The organism is Variovorax sp. ISS6 (genome assembly GCF_056523145.1).
This window is the reverse complement of record NZ_JAWRZC010000001.1, coordinates 3,153,922-3,169,683: the sequence shown is the minus strand read 5'-3', so window position 1 is coordinate 3,169,683 and position 15,762 is coordinate 3,153,922. Positions and strand designations below refer to the sequence as shown.

Here is a 15,762-nt window from a genome sequence, read left to right as displayed (position 1 = left end):
ATGACCAAGAAACCCCTGATCGCCCTCGCCGTCGTCGTGCTGGCCGCCGCGGCCGTCGCCGCCTGGCACTACGGCCGCCCGGCCGCGCCTTCCGACCGCATCGTGCTCTACGGCAACGTCGACCTGCGGCAGGTGTCGCTGGCCTTCAGCGGCAGCGAGCGCGTGGCCGAGCTCGCGGTGCGCGAGGGCGACCGGGTGCGCGCCGGCCAGGTCATCGGCCGGCTCGACACGCGCACCCTGGCGCTGCGCGTGGCGCAGTCGCGGGCGCGCATCGGCGTGCAGGAACAGGCGCTGCTGCGGCTGAAGACCGGCAGCCGGCCCGAGGAGATCGCGCAGGCCGAGGCCCAGGTGAGCGCCGCCCAGGCCGATGCCGAGCTCGCCGCGCAGCAGCTCGCGCGGCTGCAGGCCATCGGCCAGTCGACCGCGGGCCGGGCGGTGAGCCAGCAGGACCTCGAGAGCGCGCAGGCGCGGCGCAAGGTCGCGCAGGCCCAGCTCGACAACGCGCGCAAGGCGCGGCAACTGGTGGTGAGCGGGCCGCGCAAGGAGGACATAGCCCAGGCCCAGGCCCAGCTCGAGGCGGCGCGCGCCGAGCTCGCGCTGATGCAGCACGAACTCGAGGAGGCCGAGCTCAAGGCGCCGATCGACGCCGTGGTGCGCGCGCGGCTGCTCGAGCCCGGCGACATGGCCTCGCCGCAGCGCCCGGCCTTCACGCTCGCGATCACCGATCCCAAGTGGGTGCGGGCCTACGTGGCCGAGCCCGACCTCGGCCGCATCCAGGCCGGGCAGGAGGCCAGCGTGACCACCGACAGCCAGCCCGACCATTCGATCGCGGGCAAGGTGGGCTACATCGCCTCGGTGGCGGAGTTCACGCCCAAGACCGTGCAGACCGAGGAGCTGCGCAGCAGCCTGGTCTACGAGATCCGCGTGATGGTCGACGACAGGGAGGACCGGCTGCGGCTGGGCATGCCGGCCACGGTGACGCTGCGGCTCGCATCCTCCGGAACGGCCGGCAAGTGAACGCGCCCGCCGTCCTCGCGCGCGGCCTGCACAAGCGCTTCGTCGTCAAGCCCGCGAAGAAGACCGTGCACGCGCTCGACGACATCGCGCTCGAGGTGCCGCCCGGCACGCTGACCGCGCTGGTCGGCCCCGACGGCGCCGGCAAGACCACGCTGCTGCGGCTGATGGCCGGCCTGCTGCGCGTCGATGCCGGCGAGCTGCGCGTGCTCGGCATCGACGTGGCCGCCGACCCGCAGGCGGTGCAGGACCGCATCAGCTACATGCCGCAGCGCTTCGGCCTCTACGACGACCTCAGCGTGCAGGAGAACCTCGACCTCTATGCCGACCTGCACGGCGTGCCGCGCGACGAGCGGCGCGCGCGCTACGGCCGGCTGATGGAGATGACCGACCTCGGCCGCTTCACCGACCGGCCCGCGGGCAAGCTCTCGGGCGGCATGAAGCAGAAGCTCGGGCTGGCCTGCACGCTGGTGCGTTCGCCCGAGCTGCTGCTGCTCGACGAGCCCACGGTGGGCGTCGATCCGCTGTCGCGGCGCGAGCTGTGGCAGATCGTGCAGCAGCTGGTGGACGACGAGCAGCTCTCGGTCATCGTGAGTACCGCCTACCTCGACGAGGCCGAGCGCTGCGCGCGCGTGTTCGTGCTGCGCGAGGGACGGCTCGTGGCGCAGGGCGCGCCCGAGGAGATCCGCGACCGCGCGCGGGGCCTGTGCTTCGTGGCCGCGCCGCCGGCCGGCGAGCCACCGCGGCGGCTGCAGGCGCGGCTGCTCGATGCGCGCGCCGAGATCGTGGACGCGGTGCCGCAGGGCGGCGAGGTGCGCTTCGTGCGGCGCGACGACGCGGACGAGGCAGGCATCGGCACGCTGCTCGATGGCGCGGCCGCCGAGCCCGTGGCACCGCGGCTCGAGGATGGCTTCATGACGCTGCTGCGCGCGCAGGAAGAGCCGGCGCAGAAGCCCGCCGAGCCGATCGCGCGGCAGCCGGCGCCTTCCTCCGCACCCGGCGACACCGTCATCGAGGTCAAGGACCTGGTGCGCCGCTTCGGCGACTTCACCGCCGTCGCCAGCACCAGCTTCAGCGTGCGCCGCGGCGAGATCTTCGGCCTGCTGGGCCCCAACGGCGCAGGCAAGACCACCACCTTCCGCATGCTCTGCGGCCTGCTGCCGGCCAGCGGCGGCCAGCTGCGCGTGGCCGGCGTCGACCTGCGCCATGCGCGCGCGCAGGCACGCCGGCGCATCGGCTACGTCTCGCAGAAGTTCGCGCTCTACGGCAACCTCAGCGTGCGCGAGAACCTCGAGTTCTTCGGCGGCGCCTACGGCCTGCGCGGGGCGCGACTGCGCGAGCGCATGGACGCGGTGCTGCGCCAGTTCGACCTGGCGCGCGAGATCGACGCGCCCAGCGGCCAGCTGCCCGGCGGCTACCGCCAGCGCCTGGCGATGGCCACCGGCCTGCTGCACGAGCCCGAGATCCTGTTCCTCGACGAGCCCACCAGCGGCGCCGACCCGCTCGCGCGGCGCGAGTTCTGGCGCCGCATCACCGCACTGGCCGAGGCCGGCACCACGGTCGTGATCACCACCCACTTCATGGAAGAGGCCGAGTACTGCGACCGCATCGTGATCCAGGACGCGGGCCGGCTGCTGGCCATCGGCACGCCGCGCGAGGTGCGCGCGCAGGCGCTGGGGGACGAACACGGCGAACACGGCGAGCACGATGCGCGCCGCATCGACATGGAGCAGGCCTTCATCGGCATCGTCGAGAAGGCACGGAAGGAGAAAGCATGAGCGGCTTCTGGTCCCGCCTGGTCTCGCTCACGCGCAAGGAGTTCCGCCAGCTGCTGCGCGACCGCAGCAACCTCGCGATCGGCATCCTGCTGCCGATGGTGCTGATCCTGATCTTCGGCTACGGCATGTCGCTCGACGTCAAGCATGCGCCGGTGGCGATCGTGTTCGAGGACGCTTCGCCCGGCGCGCACGAGGCGATGGCCGGGCTGCAGCTCTCGCCCACGCTCGCGCCGATCCCGCTGGCCTCGATGCACGAGGCCGAGCAGTTGATGCGCGAGCGCCGCATCGACGCCATCGTGCGCGTGCCCTCGGACTTCTCGCGCGCGCTCGCGGCCGGCCAGGCGCGCGTGCAGGTGATCGTGCATGGCGCCGACGCGGGCCGCGCGACCATCGTGCTGCAGTACCTCAACGCGGCCATCGGCCAGTCGGCGCTGCGCCAGGCCGACCGCGGTGGCAACGCCAGCGCCGCGCCCGCCATCGGCAGCGTGACGCTAGAGCAGCGCATGTGGTTCAACGCCGCCAACACCAGCACCTGGTACCTGGTGCCGGGGCTGATCGTGCTGATCATGACGCTGGTCGGAGCCTTCCTCACCGCGCTGGTGATGGCGCGCGAATGGGAGCGCGGCACGCTCGAGGCGCTGTTCGTCACGCCGGTGCGGCCGGTCGAGATCCTGCTGGCGAAGATCGTTCCCTACTTCGCGGTCGGCATGCTGGGGCTGGCGCTGTGCCTGCTGGCCGCGCGCTTCCTGTTCGCGGTGCCGATGTACGGCTCGCTGGTCGTGGTGGTGCTGAGCTCGATGCTCTACCTGGTCGTGGCGGTGAGCCTGGGCCTGGTGATCTCCTCGGTCACGCGCAACCAGTTCCTCGCCAGCCAGGTGGCGCTGATCGCCACCTTCCTGCCCTCGATGATGCTGTCGGGCTTCCTGTTCGACCTGCGCAACACGCCGCTGGCGGTACAGGTGATCGGGCATGCGCTGCCGGCCACCTACTTCATGGAGCTGGTCAAGACGCTGTTCCTCGCGGGCGACGTCTGGCCGCTGATCTGGCGCGACTGCGCCATCCTCGCCGCCTATGCGGTGGGCCTGCTGGCGCTGGCGCGCGCGGTCACGCGCAAGCGCCTGGACTGAAAGGAACCGCACCATGCTCGACTTCCTGCTGCGCATCGCCAACCTCTGCCGCAAGGAACTGCTCGCGATCCTCAAGGACCCCGCGAGCCGCGTGATCCTGGTCGTGCCGGCGCTGATGCAGAGCCTGATCTTCGGCTACGCCGCCACCTACGACCTCAGCAACGTGCCCTATGCGCTGCTCGACCAGAGCCATGGCGGCGCGGCCATCGAGCTGGTCGCGCGGCTCGACGGCACCGGCGTGTTCCACCGCGTCGCCACGCTGCGCACCCAGGCCGACATCCGCGAGGTCATCGACACGCAGAAGGCGCTGCTGGTGGTGCAGCTCGGCCCCGACTTCGAGCAGCGGCTCGCGGCCGGCCAGCGCGCGCCGGTGCAGCTGATCCTCGATGCGCGCAACTCCAACACCGCGGGCTCGGCCGCGGGCTACGTGGGCGCGGTGGTCGAGCGCTACAACGCCGAGCTGCGCAGCCGCGCGGGCCTGGCGCCGGCGCCGCTGGCCGTGGAGTCGCGCGCCTGGTTCAACCCCAACCTCGAGACCCGCTGGAACCTGCTGCCCGGCATGATCGCCGCGCTCAGCATGGTGCAGACGCTGCTCTTGACCGCGCTGTCGGTGGCGCGCGAGCGCGAACAGGGCACCTTCGACCAGCTGCTGGTGACGCCGATGTCGCCGCTCGAGATCATGGTCGGCAAGGCGCTGCCGCCGGTGCTGGTGGGGCTGGTGCAGTCCTCGCTGGTGCTGCTGGTGGCGCGCTTCTGGTTCGGCATCCCGATGGCGGGCTCGCTGTTCACGCTCTACACCGGGCTGGTGTTCTTCACCGTCGCGAGCGTGGGCATCGGGCTGTCGATCTCGGCCGTGTCGGCCAACATGCAGCAGGCCATGCTCTACACCTTCGTGCTGCTGATGCCGATGATGCTGCTGTCGGGCCTGACCACGCCGGTACGCAACATGCCCGAGCTGCTGCAGATCGCCACGCTGGCCAATCCGCTGCGCTTCGCGATCGACCTGGTGCAGCGCGTCTATCTCGAGGGCGTCGGGCTCTCGACGGTGGCGGCCAATCTCATTCCGCTCTCGGTCATCGCCGTGGTCACGCTGCCGCTCGCGGCCTGGCTGTTCCGGAACCGGCTCGCCTGAACGCGCGCCATTCCACGTCTGGAGAAGAAGACATGTCCCTCCCTCATGCCCTCGCGCCGCTGGTGCTCGCCCTCGCGCTGTCGGGCTGCGCGGTCGGCCCCGACCATCGCCCCGCCGAGGCGCCGGCCCCCGCCGACTGGTCGGCCTGGCACGGCGGCGCCGATGCGCTGCTCGGCGCCGAACGGCGCGCCGGCGCCTCGGCCGCCACCAGCGACTGGAAGGCCTTCGGCGATCCGCTGCTCGACAGCCTGCAGGCGCGCGCGCTCGCTGCCAACCACGACCTGCGGACGGCCGCCTTGCGCTTCGCGCAGAGCCGCGCGAAGCGCAGCGCCACCGCGGCGCAGCGAGGGCCGCAGCTCGAGGCGACCGCGGGCGTGAACCGCCAGCGGCAGAGCGAGAGCGGCGCGGCCACGCGCATGATCGACGCGATCGGTTCTTCGGCCGGCAACCGCGAGCAGCTGATCCGCTCGCTGTCGCAGCCCTTCGACCTCTACCAGGCCGGCTTCGACGCCTCGTGGGAGATCGACCTCTGGGGCCGCGTGCGGCGCGCGGTCGAGGCCGCCGAGGCCGACAGCGCCGCCTCGGCCGCGCTGCTGCGGCAGGCGCAGCTCAGCGTGCAGGCCGAGGTCGCGCGCAACTACGTCGAGCTGCGCGGCAGCCAGCGCGAACTGCAACTGGCGCGCGCCGACCTCGCGGCCGCCGGCGAGTCGCTCGAGCTGGTGCAGGCCCGCGCGCGCGGCGGCCTCGTGACCGAGCTCGACCCGGTGCGCCAGCGCGGCCTGCTGGCCGAGCTGCGCGGCCGCATCCCGGCGCTGCTGCAGCAGGAGGCGCAGGCGATGAACCAGATCACGCTGCTGCTCGGCGCCACGCCGGGCGCGCTCAATGCCGAACTCGCGGCGCCGGCCGATGCCGCCGCGCAGGACCGCGCCCTGCCCGAACTCGCGCTGGGCCTGCCGGCCGAACTCGCGCGGCGCCGGCCCGACATCGCCGCGGCCGAGGCGCAACTCCATGCCGCCACCGCGCGCGTGGGCGTGGCGGTGGCCGAGCTCTATCCGCGCGTGACGCTGGGCGCGCGCTTCGGCAACGAATCGGTGGGCCACGAGCGCTTCGGCGACTGGGGCAGCCGACAGTGGCAGGTCGGCCCCTCGCTGAGCCTGCCGATCTTCGACATGGGAAGGCGCCGCAGCACCGTGACCCTGCGCGAGCTGCAGCAGCAGGAAGCGGCCGTCGCCTTCCAGCAGACGGTGCTCAAGGCCTGGCACGAGATCGACGGCGCGCTCAGCGCCTATGCGGCCGAACGCCGCCGCCAGGCCGAGCTGGCCGAGCGCGAGCGCGAGAGCGCCGATGCGCTGGCGCTCGCGCAGGCGCGCTACGCCGGCGGGCTCACCGACTTCGGCGTGGCGCTCGAGGCCCGCCGCACCCTGCTGCAGGCCCAGCGCGACCGGGCCCAGAGCCGCAGCCGGCTGGCCGTGGACTGGGTCGCGGTCTGCAAGGCGCTGGGCAGCGCGCCGCCCGAGGAGGCGGTCGCCACGGCGGCATCCGAGCCGCCAATTTGATACATTGCAACAACGTTTGAAACACAAACACACAATCCATCTAGAATTACTACCGGTTTCGGTAGTTGACGGATGGGTTTTGTCCGCGCGCCTCTGAGGCGCGGCCCGATCGGCACTCCCGGCACCCCCTGCATCGCAGGGCCGCCCGACGGGGGTCGCGCACGGCGAACGGCCGGCTCCCGGCGCCGACCGTTCGCGCTTTGCGCCCCCGCCGCGGGGAAGACCGATGCGAGCCTTCTCCTCGCTGCAAGCCGGCATGCGCCGGCTGTGCGCCGCCCTGCTGGGGGCGGTGGCCCTGCTGGTCGCATCGCCCTCGGGCGCGGTCGTGCTCGACGAGATCGGCCGCGGCACCGCCAGCGTCCACCGGCTGAAGTTCTTCGTCGATCCGCAGCTCGCGGCCGAGATCGGCGGCGCCGAGGCCGGCCGCCGGCTGGCGCAGTACGTGGCCGACGTGAACACCGTCTTCACGCGCGAATCGGTGCGCGGCTTCGGCTTCGACCCCGCCGCCGACCTGCAATGGATCGCGCCGGCCCAGGCACCGCAGTGCAGCCTCAACGGCCTGGTCAATGGCGAGATCGCGGTCTGCATCAACAAGTCGACGCGCGGCTACAGCCATGGCGGCCTGACGATGAGCTGGACCTTTCCGGCGCGCGGCGCGACCTGGAACCTCAACTGGACCGCGATCCACGACCCGCTGCGCCTCACGCGCGCCATCGCGCCCGGCGCCGTCGAATCGACCGAGAAGGACTACCTCGGGCGCCAGCTCAAGACCCTGCTGCACGAGCTCGAGCACGTGTTCGGCGCCGGCTCGGGCGAGTACTACAACGCGATCGCCGTGGCCGACACCACCGACGTCGCGCCCAAGGCCGACCTCGACCTCATGAAGCCCGCCGACCGCTACTGGTGGCCGCGCCAGCACTGGCGGCTCGATCCGCTGCTGGGCACGGTGTTCGAGGAGCGCTTCGACCCCGCGGCCAACCGCGTCGCCACGCTCGAGATGATCCGCTTCACCGAGGGCACCAAGGCCAACCTCGACACCGACTGGAGCAACTGGCCCAAGCTCGGCAGCTCCAAGTTCATGGCCGGCACCACCGCCACCCAGGTGCGCGTGAGCGAGCGCGAGGGCGGCGCGGCGCTGCCCGGCGCGCAGGTCTGGGTATGGCGCGATCCGGGCGCGGGCAAGCCGCTGGAGCCGATCGCGCAGGGCGTGTCGGACGCGGGCGGGCGCTTCGTCTTCGACTGGCGCTGCGGCTTCACCTGCTTCGCGGTCGGCAAGACCAACCTGCTGGTGAAGGCGCAGGCACCGGGCCGCGCGCCGGGCGCGAGCTGGTTCACCATCTTCGATGCCTTCGAGCAGAAGGCGGTGCGCGGCCAGGCCATGTTCTCCATCGACCTGCCGCTGGGCCTGCCCGACGACCACAAGCCGGTGGTCTCGCTGGCCGCGCCGGCCATGGCCACCGTGGGCCAGCCGGTGACGCTGGCGCCGGTGGCGGTCGACAACGTGGGCGTGTGGGGCCTCAAGGTGATGGGCGCGCAGAGCCTGCCGATCTGCAGCTTCACCGCCCCGCCCTACACCTGCAGCTGGACGCCGACCGCGCCCGGCATGCAGACCATCCGCGTGATCGCGATGGACGCGGCCGGCAACACGGCGCTGGCCTCGGCCAACGTGATGGTCAACCCGCCGGCCGACACGCTGCCGCCCGCCGTGGCCTTCGTCGCGCCGCCGACCGCCGCGGCCGGCCTGCCGCTGCGCCTGGCCGCGAGCGCGGCCGACAACGTGGCGGTGGCCGAGCTCAAGTTCATCGCCGACGGCCGCACCGTCTGCACGCTGCGCGCCGCGCCCTACGTGTGCACCTGGACGCCGACACGCGCGGGCCATGCGGTGATCGAGGTGCGCGCCTCGGACGCGGCCGGCAACATCGCGGCCGTGTCGGGCGGGGTGCGCGTCGAGGGCGGCTTGCGGCCCGAGGACCTGTAGCGCAACCCTACATGCCGCGGTCGCTGCGCTGCCGCTGCGCCGTCATCAACGCCGTGTGCATGGCCTCGCGCATCGCGGCCAGCGTGCGGCTGTCGTCGTCGGTCTTGCGCGTGACCAGCGACAGCTGCAGCATCGGCGCGCCACGGCCGAGCCGCACGATGCGCACCGGGTAGGTCGCCACCAGCCCCGGGTCCGCGATCTGCACCACCGAAATCCCGAGACCGCCGCTGACCATGGCGACGATGGCGGGCGTGCTGTCGAACTCCAGCGTGCCGCGCTTCTCGCGCACCTGCGTGCTCACGAAGCGCGCGGCCAGCGTGCCGGTGACGGTGGAGCGGTCGTAGCGGATCCAGTCGTACTGCTTGAACAGCGCGGCCACGGAGCTCTCGGTGGCCGTGGGCGGCGCCACCAGCACCAGCTCGCGCCGCAGCATCGGCTGCCAGCGCAGCCGCGCCGAACCGCCGCTCTCGGGCTGCGCCACCAGCGCCGCATCGAGGTCGCCGGCCTTCACCGCCGCGATCAGCGACGCGCTGCGGCCGCGCGCGGGGCGCAGCTCCAGCCGCGGATAGCGCTCGCGCAACAGCCGCATCGTGGCCGGCAGCACGATGGGCTGCATCGACTCGATGACGCCCAGCCGCACGCTGCCCTCGATGCTCACGCTCGCGCGCTTGCGCAGCGACTCGAGCTGCTGCAGCGCATCGCGCATGACCGAGGAGACCTCGTGCGCCAGCTTCATCGGCTTGACCTGCAGGCCCGAGCGGTCGAACAGCGGCTGGCCCAGGTAGGCCTCGAGCTGCTTCATCTGCATGCTGATGGCGCTGGGCGTGAGGTTCATCTCGTGCGCGGCCGCCGCGAGGGTGCCGCCGCGCAGCACGGCATCGAGCGTGGAGAAGGCGTCGATCTTCATCAAATTTCCTTATCTAAGACTTGAAATAGTGTCGCTTTTTCTTTGCATCGCGCGGTCCTAGACTTTTTGGCACGACACCCGAGGACCCGATCGAATGAAAGACACGCAACCCGCCGCCCCCCTCGCCTGGACCGCCGAAGAGGTGCGCCAGGACAGTTCCTGGATCCAGCGCCTCAGCGAGACGGAGGTCGACGGCTTCCGCTCGGCGCTCAGGCATGCGGCCGCCCTCGGCAAGCCGCTGCTCTCGATGACACAGGCCGACTTCCCGCTGCCCGCGGCCTCGCGCGAAGCGCTGGACCGCGCCATCGCGACCACGCAGGGCCGCTGGGGCATGTGCCTGCTCAAGGGCTTCCCGGTCGACGAATGGAGCGAGGACGAGACGCGCACCGCCTACTGGGGCATGAGCCTGCACATGGGCGTCGGCCGCACGCAGAACCGCGCCAGCCAGGTCATGAACGACGTGCGCGACGAGGGCGGCGACTACAAGGTCAAGGGCGGCCGCGGCTACAACACCAGCGCCGGCCTCGACTTCCACCAGGACTCGTGCGACGTGGTGGGCCTGCTGTGCCGGCGCACGGCCAAGAGCGGCGGCACCAGCAAGGTCATCAGCTCGATCCGGCTGCGCGACGAGGTGCAGCGACTGCGCCCCGACCTGATCCCGGTGCTGCAGCAGCCCTTCTTCCACAGCTACCAGGGCACGCAGGACCCGTCGCAGCCGCCGTTCTACCGCTGCCCGATCTTCGGCAGCGACCCGGTGCATTTCGCCGCGCGCACCAACCGCAAGAACACCGACGCGGCGCAGCGCGACTTCCCCGAGGTGCCGCGCCTCACGCCGCGGCAGGTGGAGGCCCTCGACCTGCTCGACGCGCTGATGCCGAGCCCGCTGCTGTGCTACTCCATGACGCTGGAGCGCGGCGACATGCAGCTGCTCAACAACTACGTGACCCTGCATTCGCGCACGCCCTTCGAGGACTTCGAGGCGCCCGACGACAAGCGCCACCTGCTGCGCCTGTGGCTCGCGATCCCCTCGTCGCAACCGCTGCCCGCGGCCTTCGAGGAGTACTACGGCGACGTGCGCGCGGGCGCGGTGCGCGGCGGCGTGCGCGGCAGCGCGATCACGTCCGAGTTCCTGGCCTACGAGCAGCGGCAGGCCCGGGCCCTGAACATGCGGCTCGAGCCCTGGCGGGCGAAGCGGCCGGCGGCGGACGCCCTGGCCTGAACCGCGCGCCGGCACCGGCCGGCCCGCCCCCCGATGACAACGAAAGAGAGACAAGCATGCTTCGACGCAGATTCATCGCCGCGGGCGCCAGCGCCTCGGCCCTCGCGAGCTTCGGCGTTCGCGCGCAGCAGGTCACGCGCCTGCTCGTGGGCGCGACGCCCGGCGGCGGCACCGACATCGTGGCGCGCGCGCTGGCGCAGGAGCTCACCACGCGCCTGGGCCACCAGTTCATCGTCGAGAACCGCCCGGGCGCGGCCGGCAACATCGCGGCGCTGGCCGTGGCCAAGGCGCCCACGGACGGCAGCACGCTGCTGCTGAGCTACACCAGCCACGCCATCAATGCCTCGCTGTATCCGAACCTCCCCTTCGATCCGCAGAAGGACTTCACGCCGCTCGCGGGCATCGCCAGCCTGCCGGCCATCCTGATCGCGCGGCCCACGCTCCCGGCCAACGACGTGCGCGAGCTGATCGCGCTGGCCAGGCGCGAGCCCGGCAAGCTCAACGTGGCGATCGCGGGCTTGGGCAGCGCCAACCACCTGGCGGGCGAGATGCTCAAGCGCGACGCGGGCATCGACATCGTGGGCGTGCCCTACAAGGGCACCGGGCCGGCCATCGCCGACGTGGTGGCGGGACAGATCGACCTGGCCTTCGCGGGCGTCGCCACGGTGCAGCAGCTCGTGAAGGCCAGGCGCCTCAAGGCCCTGGGCGTGACGAGCGAGAAGCGCCTCGCGGCCTTTCCCGAGGTGCCGGCCGTGGCGGAAGTGCTGCCCGGCTATGCGTACAGCTCGTGGTATGGCCTCTTCGGGCCGGCGCAGATGCCCGCGCCGCTGGTGGCGCGCATCGCCGATGCCGCGCGCGCCGCGCTGGGCTCCGAGCTCATGCGCGAGCGCTTCAGGGACGAGGGCCTGGTGCCGATGGGCACCGGCCCCGACGAGTTCGGCGCCTTCGTGCGCAGCGAGATCGTGCGCTGGGGCAAGGTGGTGGCGGCCACGGGCGCCAAGCCCGAGTGAGCGGCGGGCGGGCCGGGGAGGCCCACGCCGCGCTTCCCCGAGCGCCGGCAAGGGTTTCCACTTAGGACTAGCCTTCGCGTCTCCCCACGGCGTCGCCGGACGCCGCAGCCCTCTTTCTTCCGCGAGCGATGGCCTCCCTGTTTTCCCGTCAAGAGATCCATGCGATCGGCCCGGGCCTGCCGGCCCACGAACGCTTCGGCGCGCTGCTCGCCATCATGCTGGGCGTGTGCGTGGCCAGCCTCGACACCGCGATCGCCAACACCGCCCTGCCCACCATCGCCAACGAACTGCGCGTGAGCGAGGCCGCCTCGACCTGGGTCGTCAGCGGCTACCAGCTCGCGATGGTCGCCGCGCTGCTGCCGGCCGCCGCGCTCGGCGACGTGCTCGGCCACCGGCGCGTGTTCCTCTGGGGCCTGGTGCTGTTCACCGTGTCCTCGCTGGGCTGCGGCCTGGCCGACTCGCTGCCCGCGCTGGTCGGCTGGCGCCTGGTGCAGGGCCTGGGCGCGGCCGGCGTGATGGGCATCAACGGCGCGCTGGTGCGCGTCGTCTATCCCTCGGGCATGCTGGGCCGCGGCCTGGGCCTGAACGCGCTCGTCGTGGGCCTGGCCTTCGCGGGCGGGCCCACGGCCGCATCGCTGGTGCTGCTGCTGGGCTCGTGGCACTGGCTGTTCCTCATCAACGTGCCGATCTGCGCCGTGGCGGTGTTCTACGGGCTGCGCTTCCTGCCGGCCACCGAGCGCCACAGCCACGGCTTCGACGGCCTGGCCGCGCTGCTGTGCGCCGCCGCGCTGGCGCTGCTGGCCTCCACGCTCACCGAGGCCGCGCACCAGGCCACCGTCGAGTCGGTGATCGTGCAGGCCGTGCTGGGCTTCGTACTGCTGGCCTGGCTGCTCAAGCGCCAGTCCGGGCATCCGGCGCCGATCCTGGCCATGGACCTGCTGCGCAATCCCGTGTTCGCGCTGTCGGCCGCCACCGCCGTGTGCTCGTTCGCCGCGCAGGCGCTGGCCTTCATCTCGCTGCCCTTCCTGCTGCAGTCGCTGCTGGGCTACTCGCAGGTCGAGACCGGCTTCCTCATCACGCCATGGCCGCTGGTGGTGGCCGCGATGGCGCCCCTGGCCGGGCGCCTGTCGGACCGCTACGAGCCGGGCCTGCTCTGCGGCATCGGGCTCGCGCTGCTGGCGCTGGGCCTGCTGTCGCTGGCGCTGCTGCCGCCGCATCCCACGGTGGCCGGCATCGTCTGGCGCATGGCGCTGTGCGGCGCGGGCTTCGGCTTCTTCCAGTCGCCGAACCTGCGCGCCATCATGGGCTCGGCACCGGCCTCGCGCAGCGGCGGTGCCAGCGGCATGGTGGGCACGGTGCGCCTGCTGGGCCAGTCCTCGGGCGCGGCGCTGGTGGCGGCCTGCTTCCACGTGTCGAGCACGAATGGCGCGGTGTACGCGCTGTGGCTGGGTGCAGCGTGCGCGGCGAGCGCCGCCGTGTTCAGTTTCCTGCGATTGAAGCGGCGGGCGCTGGCGGTCTAGTCACTTGCGGTTCGTGAAGCTGGCATTGCCCAGCCCGGTGCCGATGGTGAGCACCGCCCAGTGGCCGACATCGCGCATGAACGGCAGTTCGCTCAGGCCCTGCACCACCGCGTCGTTGTGCATCAGCACCAGCGTCGGCCCCGAGCCGATCATCGGCATGCGGCGCCACAGCGCGCTCGGCAGGTGGAAGTTCTCGCTCTCCCAGTCGCCCGGCAGGTTCTGCGCACCGCGCGCGATCGAGCCGTCCTTGCGGATCAGGCCGGGGCAGGCGATGCCGATGAAGGGCGCGAGCCGGATCTTCTTGCGCTCGGCGTAGCGCACCATGTCCTCGAGCATGCCGGCCACGTGCTCGACGAAGTTGGTGCGGCTGGGCTTCTCGTCGGCATGGCGCCACTTCTCGCGCCGCACCACCTTCGCGAGCGAGAAGTCGCGCGCCTTGCGGTGGCGTGTCTTCACGATGCCGCAGCGCACGTTGGTGCCGCCGATGTCGATCGCGAGGATCGCATCGTGCTTCTTGAGCATCTCGGGCGGCGTCAGGTGCACCCAGCCGATCAGCCCGCCGTCGTCGACCTCGTGCGAGAGCCGGCCGAGCTGCACGTGCACGCCCATCTCCTCGAGGATGGCGCCGGCCTCGAGGATCGCGCGCTCGCCGGCCTCGCTCTCGGGAAAGCCTCCGCCCACCACGATGCGCTCGACCTTCTCCCATGAAGGCTGGTGCAGGAAGCGCTGGATCACGGCCGCGAGCTCCTGCGCGAACTCGCCGATCGCGCTGTGCATCACGTTGGCCGCGTCGCTGACCTTCTGGCCGCGCAGCAGCCGGTCGAGCTCCTTCTTGCTCATGTCGCGCGAATGCCGCAGGCCCAGCGGATCGGTGCCGTCGCTGCGGTGCTTGCGGCGCCAGCGCTCGAGCAGCGCGCGGAACGCGGTCTGGCTCGCCTGGTCGCCGACGAAGCCCTCGTTGTCGCGCAGCTGCAGGCTGTAGCCGTCGACCTGCAGCTTGGGCAGCTCGCGCAGGCCGTGGACGTCGGGGCCGGGCAGGTCGATCTTGGGAGACTGGCGGGGCTTGGTCGTGGTCTTGGAAGACTTCTTGGCGGGCTTGGGATTCATGGCTTTCGACTATGCGGCGCGGCGCGTCCCGAGCGCATCGGCTTCGCGCACCACGGCGTGTAGGAGACGGGCGGGTACGACCTCGGCTCAGACGGCGGGCAGCGCCGCCAGCAGGCGCTCGGCGAGCGCGCCCGGCACCTTTCGCGTCACCGCATGCACCTCGAGCTCGAGCGCAAAGCCGCGCGGCAGCTCGGCCCAGGCCACGCCCGAGGGCGCCAGCCGCTTCAGCCCGGACTGCACGATCGCCAGCCCGAGCCCGCAGGCCACCAGCTCGAGCACGGTGGAAGGCTCGGCCGCCTCGTGGCGGATGGCGGGCGCGAAGCCCGCGCGCCGGCAGGCCTCGAGCATCTGCGCGCGCCCCTCGGGCGTGGCCTGGCGCGGCAGGAAGACGAAGGGCGCGCCATCGAGCGCCCTGGCGCCGGCACGCCGGCCGGTGGCCAATGCATGGTCGGCGGGTAACGCCAGCAGATAGGGTTCGCGCGCCACGCGCCGGCTCGCGAGCGCATCGTCCGACGCGGGCGGTGCCCGGTGCGCGAAGCCGATGTCGATGCGGCCGTCGCGCAGCGCCTCGAACTGCGCCGCGGACCGCGCGGCCTGCAATTGCACCTCGGTGGCCGGCGACTGCCGCCGCAGCGCGCGCAGGGCCTTGCGCAACACGCCCGCATGCAGCGCGCTCTCGACATGGCCGATGGCCACGCTGCCGGCCCGGCCCGCGGCCTCCTCGCGCACGCGCGATTCGAGCCGCGCCGAGGCGGACAGCAGCAGCCGGCACTCCTCGAGGAAGCGTTGCCCCGCCTGCGTGAGCTTGAGCCGCTTGCCGCTGCGCGCGAACAGCGCCAGGCCCAGCCGTTCCTCGAGCGCGATGACCTGCCGGCTCAGCGGCGACTGCGAGATGTGCAGGCGCTCGGAGGCGCGCGCGATGCTCTGCGTCTCGGCGACCGCGACGAAATAGTGGAGCTGCTGCAGATCGAGCATGTCGGACCTTTTCTGTCTCATTCATTGCCGAAACGGACGTGGACGAGCATAGACCGAGGCGCGACCATGCCGGCCATTCACCACCCGCCCCTGGAGCAAATACATGGCACTCACCCGATTCGGATTCATCGTCACCGGCCACGGGCTCGACCCCGCGCGCGACTGCAGCGTGCTGTCCGCCTCGCACTTCCACATGATCACCATCGGCGTGGCGAGCGCGGCCCAGGGCCCGCAGGCCGCGCGCGAGCTGCTGGCGCAGGGCGTGCAGCTCATCGAGCTCTGCGGCGGCTTCGGCCCCGTGGGCTCGGCGGCGGTGCTCGCGGCCGTCGATGGCGCGGTGCCGGTCGGCTCGGTGGGCTATGGCCCCGAATCGATCGCGGGGCTGGCACGGCTGTTCGCCTGAGTGCCCCGGGTGGCCGCGCGCCACGCATGCCGATAC

Annotated in this window: 13 protein-coding genes; 10 read left to right on the top strand and 3 right to left on the bottom strand. The window is 72.2% G+C overall.

Going from position 1 to position 15,762, the window contains the following annotated elements:
* The 6 genes from AC1HIL_RS14400 to AC1HIL_RS14375 all read left to right on the top strand — a co-directional run bounded on the left by AC1HIL_RS14400 (position 1) and on the right by AC1HIL_RS14375 (position 8,585).
* Positions 1–1,017: an HlyD family secretion protein gene (locus AC1HIL_RS14400; RefSeq protein WP_479672066.1), complete on the top strand. Its 1,017-nt coding sequence runs from the start codon at positions 1–3 to the stop codon at positions 1,015–1,017.
* Positions 1,014–2,792 (top strand): ATP-binding cassette domain-containing protein, encoded by a 1,779-nt coding sequence (locus tag AC1HIL_RS14395; protein ID WP_479672065.1) that lies wholly within the window; start codon positions 1,014–1,016, stop codon positions 2,790–2,792. The genes AC1HIL_RS14400 and AC1HIL_RS14395 overlap by 4 nt, the downstream gene beginning before the upstream one ends.
* Positions 2,789–3,919 (top strand): ABC transporter permease, encoded by a 1,131-nt coding sequence (locus AC1HIL_RS14390; protein WP_479672064.1) that lies wholly within the window; start codon positions 2,789–2,791, stop codon positions 3,917–3,919. The genes AC1HIL_RS14395 and AC1HIL_RS14390 overlap by 4 nt, the downstream gene beginning before the upstream one ends.
* Positions 3,920–3,932: 13 nt before the next feature.
* Positions 3,933–5,051: an ABC transporter permease gene (locus AC1HIL_RS14385; RefSeq protein WP_479672063.1), complete on the top strand. Its 1,119-nt coding sequence runs from the start codon at positions 3,933–3,935 to the stop codon at positions 5,049–5,051.
* 32 nt (positions 5,052–5,083) lie between these two features.
* Positions 5,084–6,607 (top strand): efflux transporter outer membrane subunit, encoded by a 1,524-nt coding sequence (locus AC1HIL_RS14380; protein ID WP_479672062.1) that lies wholly within the window; start codon positions 5,084–5,086, stop codon positions 6,605–6,607.
* 226 nt (positions 6,608–6,833) lie between these two features.
* Entirely contained in the window at positions 6,834–8,585 is a 1,752-nt protein-coding gene (locus AC1HIL_RS14375) for an Ig-like domain-containing protein (RefSeq protein ID WP_479672061.1), read from the top strand.
* Between the two features lie 7 nt (positions 8,586–8,592).
* Here AC1HIL_RS14375 and AC1HIL_RS14370 read toward each other — a convergent pair whose 3' ends face one another.
* Entirely contained in the window at positions 8,593–9,492 is a 900-nt protein-coding gene (locus tag AC1HIL_RS14370; protein WP_261213715.1) for a LysR family transcriptional regulator, read from the bottom strand.
* Between the two features lie 94 nt (positions 9,493–9,586).
* Here AC1HIL_RS14370 and AC1HIL_RS14365 point away from each other — a divergent pair, with 94 nt between their 5' ends.
* From AC1HIL_RS14365 to AC1HIL_RS14355, 3 genes are all read left to right on the top strand, one after another.
* Entirely contained in the window at positions 9,587–10,711 is a 1,125-nt protein-coding gene (locus tag AC1HIL_RS14365; protein WP_479672060.1) for a TauD/TfdA family dioxygenase, read from the top strand.
* A gap of 56 nt (positions 10,712–10,767) precedes the next feature.
* Complete coding sequence (locus AC1HIL_RS14360; protein ID WP_479672059.1) at positions 10,768–11,721, top strand: tripartite tricarboxylate transporter substrate binding protein; 954 nt, start codon at positions 10,768–10,770, stop codon at positions 11,719–11,721.
* A gap of 128 nt (positions 11,722–11,849) precedes the next feature.
* The gene (locus AC1HIL_RS14355; protein ID WP_057595689.1) at positions 11,850–13,241 is read left to right on the top strand and encodes an MFS transporter; all 1,392 of its coding nucleotides are present in this window, start codon (positions 11,850–11,852) and stop codon (positions 13,239–13,241) included.
* Here the strand turns inward: AC1HIL_RS14355 and AC1HIL_RS14350 are convergent, their stop codons facing one another.
* Both AC1HIL_RS14350 and AC1HIL_RS14345 read right to left on the bottom strand, forming a co-directional pair.
* A complete protein-coding gene (locus AC1HIL_RS14350) occupies positions 13,242–14,348 on the bottom strand; it encodes an ROK family protein (protein WP_172705637.1) in 1,107 nt (368 codons plus the stop codon). It lies immediately after the preceding gene.
* An 87-nt stretch (positions 14,349–14,435) separates the two neighbouring features.
* On the bottom strand, positions 14,436–15,323 hold the full coding sequence (locus tag AC1HIL_RS14345; RefSeq protein WP_479672058.1) for a LysR substrate-binding domain-containing protein: 888 nt from the start codon (positions 15,321–15,323) through the stop codon (positions 14,436–14,438).
* Between the two features lie 103 nt (positions 15,324–15,426).
* Here AC1HIL_RS14345 and AC1HIL_RS14340 point away from each other — a divergent pair, with 103 nt between their 5' ends.
* On the top strand, positions 15,427–15,726 hold the full coding sequence (locus AC1HIL_RS14340; RefSeq protein ID WP_479672057.1) for a DUF6506 family protein: 300 nt from the start codon (positions 15,427–15,429) through the stop codon (positions 15,724–15,726).
* The last annotated feature ends 36 nt before the right edge of the window (positions 15,727–15,762 follow it).

Coding starts and splice junctions, on each gene's coding strand:
- AC1HIL_RS14400 (WP_479672066.1), top strand. CDS start 1: ATGACCAAGAAACCCCTGATCGCCCTCGCCGTCGTCGTGCTGGCCGCC.
- AC1HIL_RS14390 (WP_479672064.1), top strand. CDS start 2,789: ATGAGCGGCTTCTGGTCCCGCCTGGTCTCGCTCACGCGCAAGGAGTTC.
- AC1HIL_RS14385 (WP_479672063.1), top strand. CDS start 3,933: ATGCTCGACTTCCTGCTGCGCATCGCCAACCTCTGCCGCAAGGAACTG.
- AC1HIL_RS14380 (WP_479672062.1), top strand. CDS start 5,084: ATGTCCCTCCCTCATGCCCTCGCGCCGCTGGTGCTCGCCCTCGCGCTG.
- AC1HIL_RS14375 (WP_479672061.1), top strand. CDS start 6,834: ATGCGAGCCTTCTCCTCGCTGCAAGCCGGCATGCGCCGGCTGTGCGCC.
- AC1HIL_RS14370 (WP_261213715.1), bottom strand. CDS start 9,492: ATGAAGATCGACGCCTTCTCCACGCTCGATGCCGTGCTGCGCGGCGGC.
- AC1HIL_RS14365 (WP_479672060.1), top strand. CDS start 9,587: ATGAAAGACACGCAACCCGCCGCCCCCCTCGCCTGGACCGCCGAAGAG.
- AC1HIL_RS14360 (WP_479672059.1), top strand. CDS start 10,768: ATGCTTCGACGCAGATTCATCGCCGCGGGCGCCAGCGCCTCGGCCCTC.
- AC1HIL_RS14355 (WP_057595689.1), top strand. CDS start 11,850: ATGGCCTCCCTGTTTTCCCGTCAAGAGATCCATGCGATCGGCCCGGGC.
- AC1HIL_RS14350 (WP_172705637.1), bottom strand. CDS start 14,348: ATGAATCCCAAGCCCGCCAAGAAGTCTTCCAAGACCACGACCAAGCCC.
- AC1HIL_RS14345 (WP_479672058.1), bottom strand. CDS start 15,323: ATGCTCGATCTGCAGCAGCTCCACTATTTCGTCGCGGTCGCCGAGACG.
- AC1HIL_RS14340 (WP_479672057.1), top strand. CDS start 15,427: ATGGCACTCACCCGATTCGGATTCATCGTCACCGGCCACGGGCTCGAC.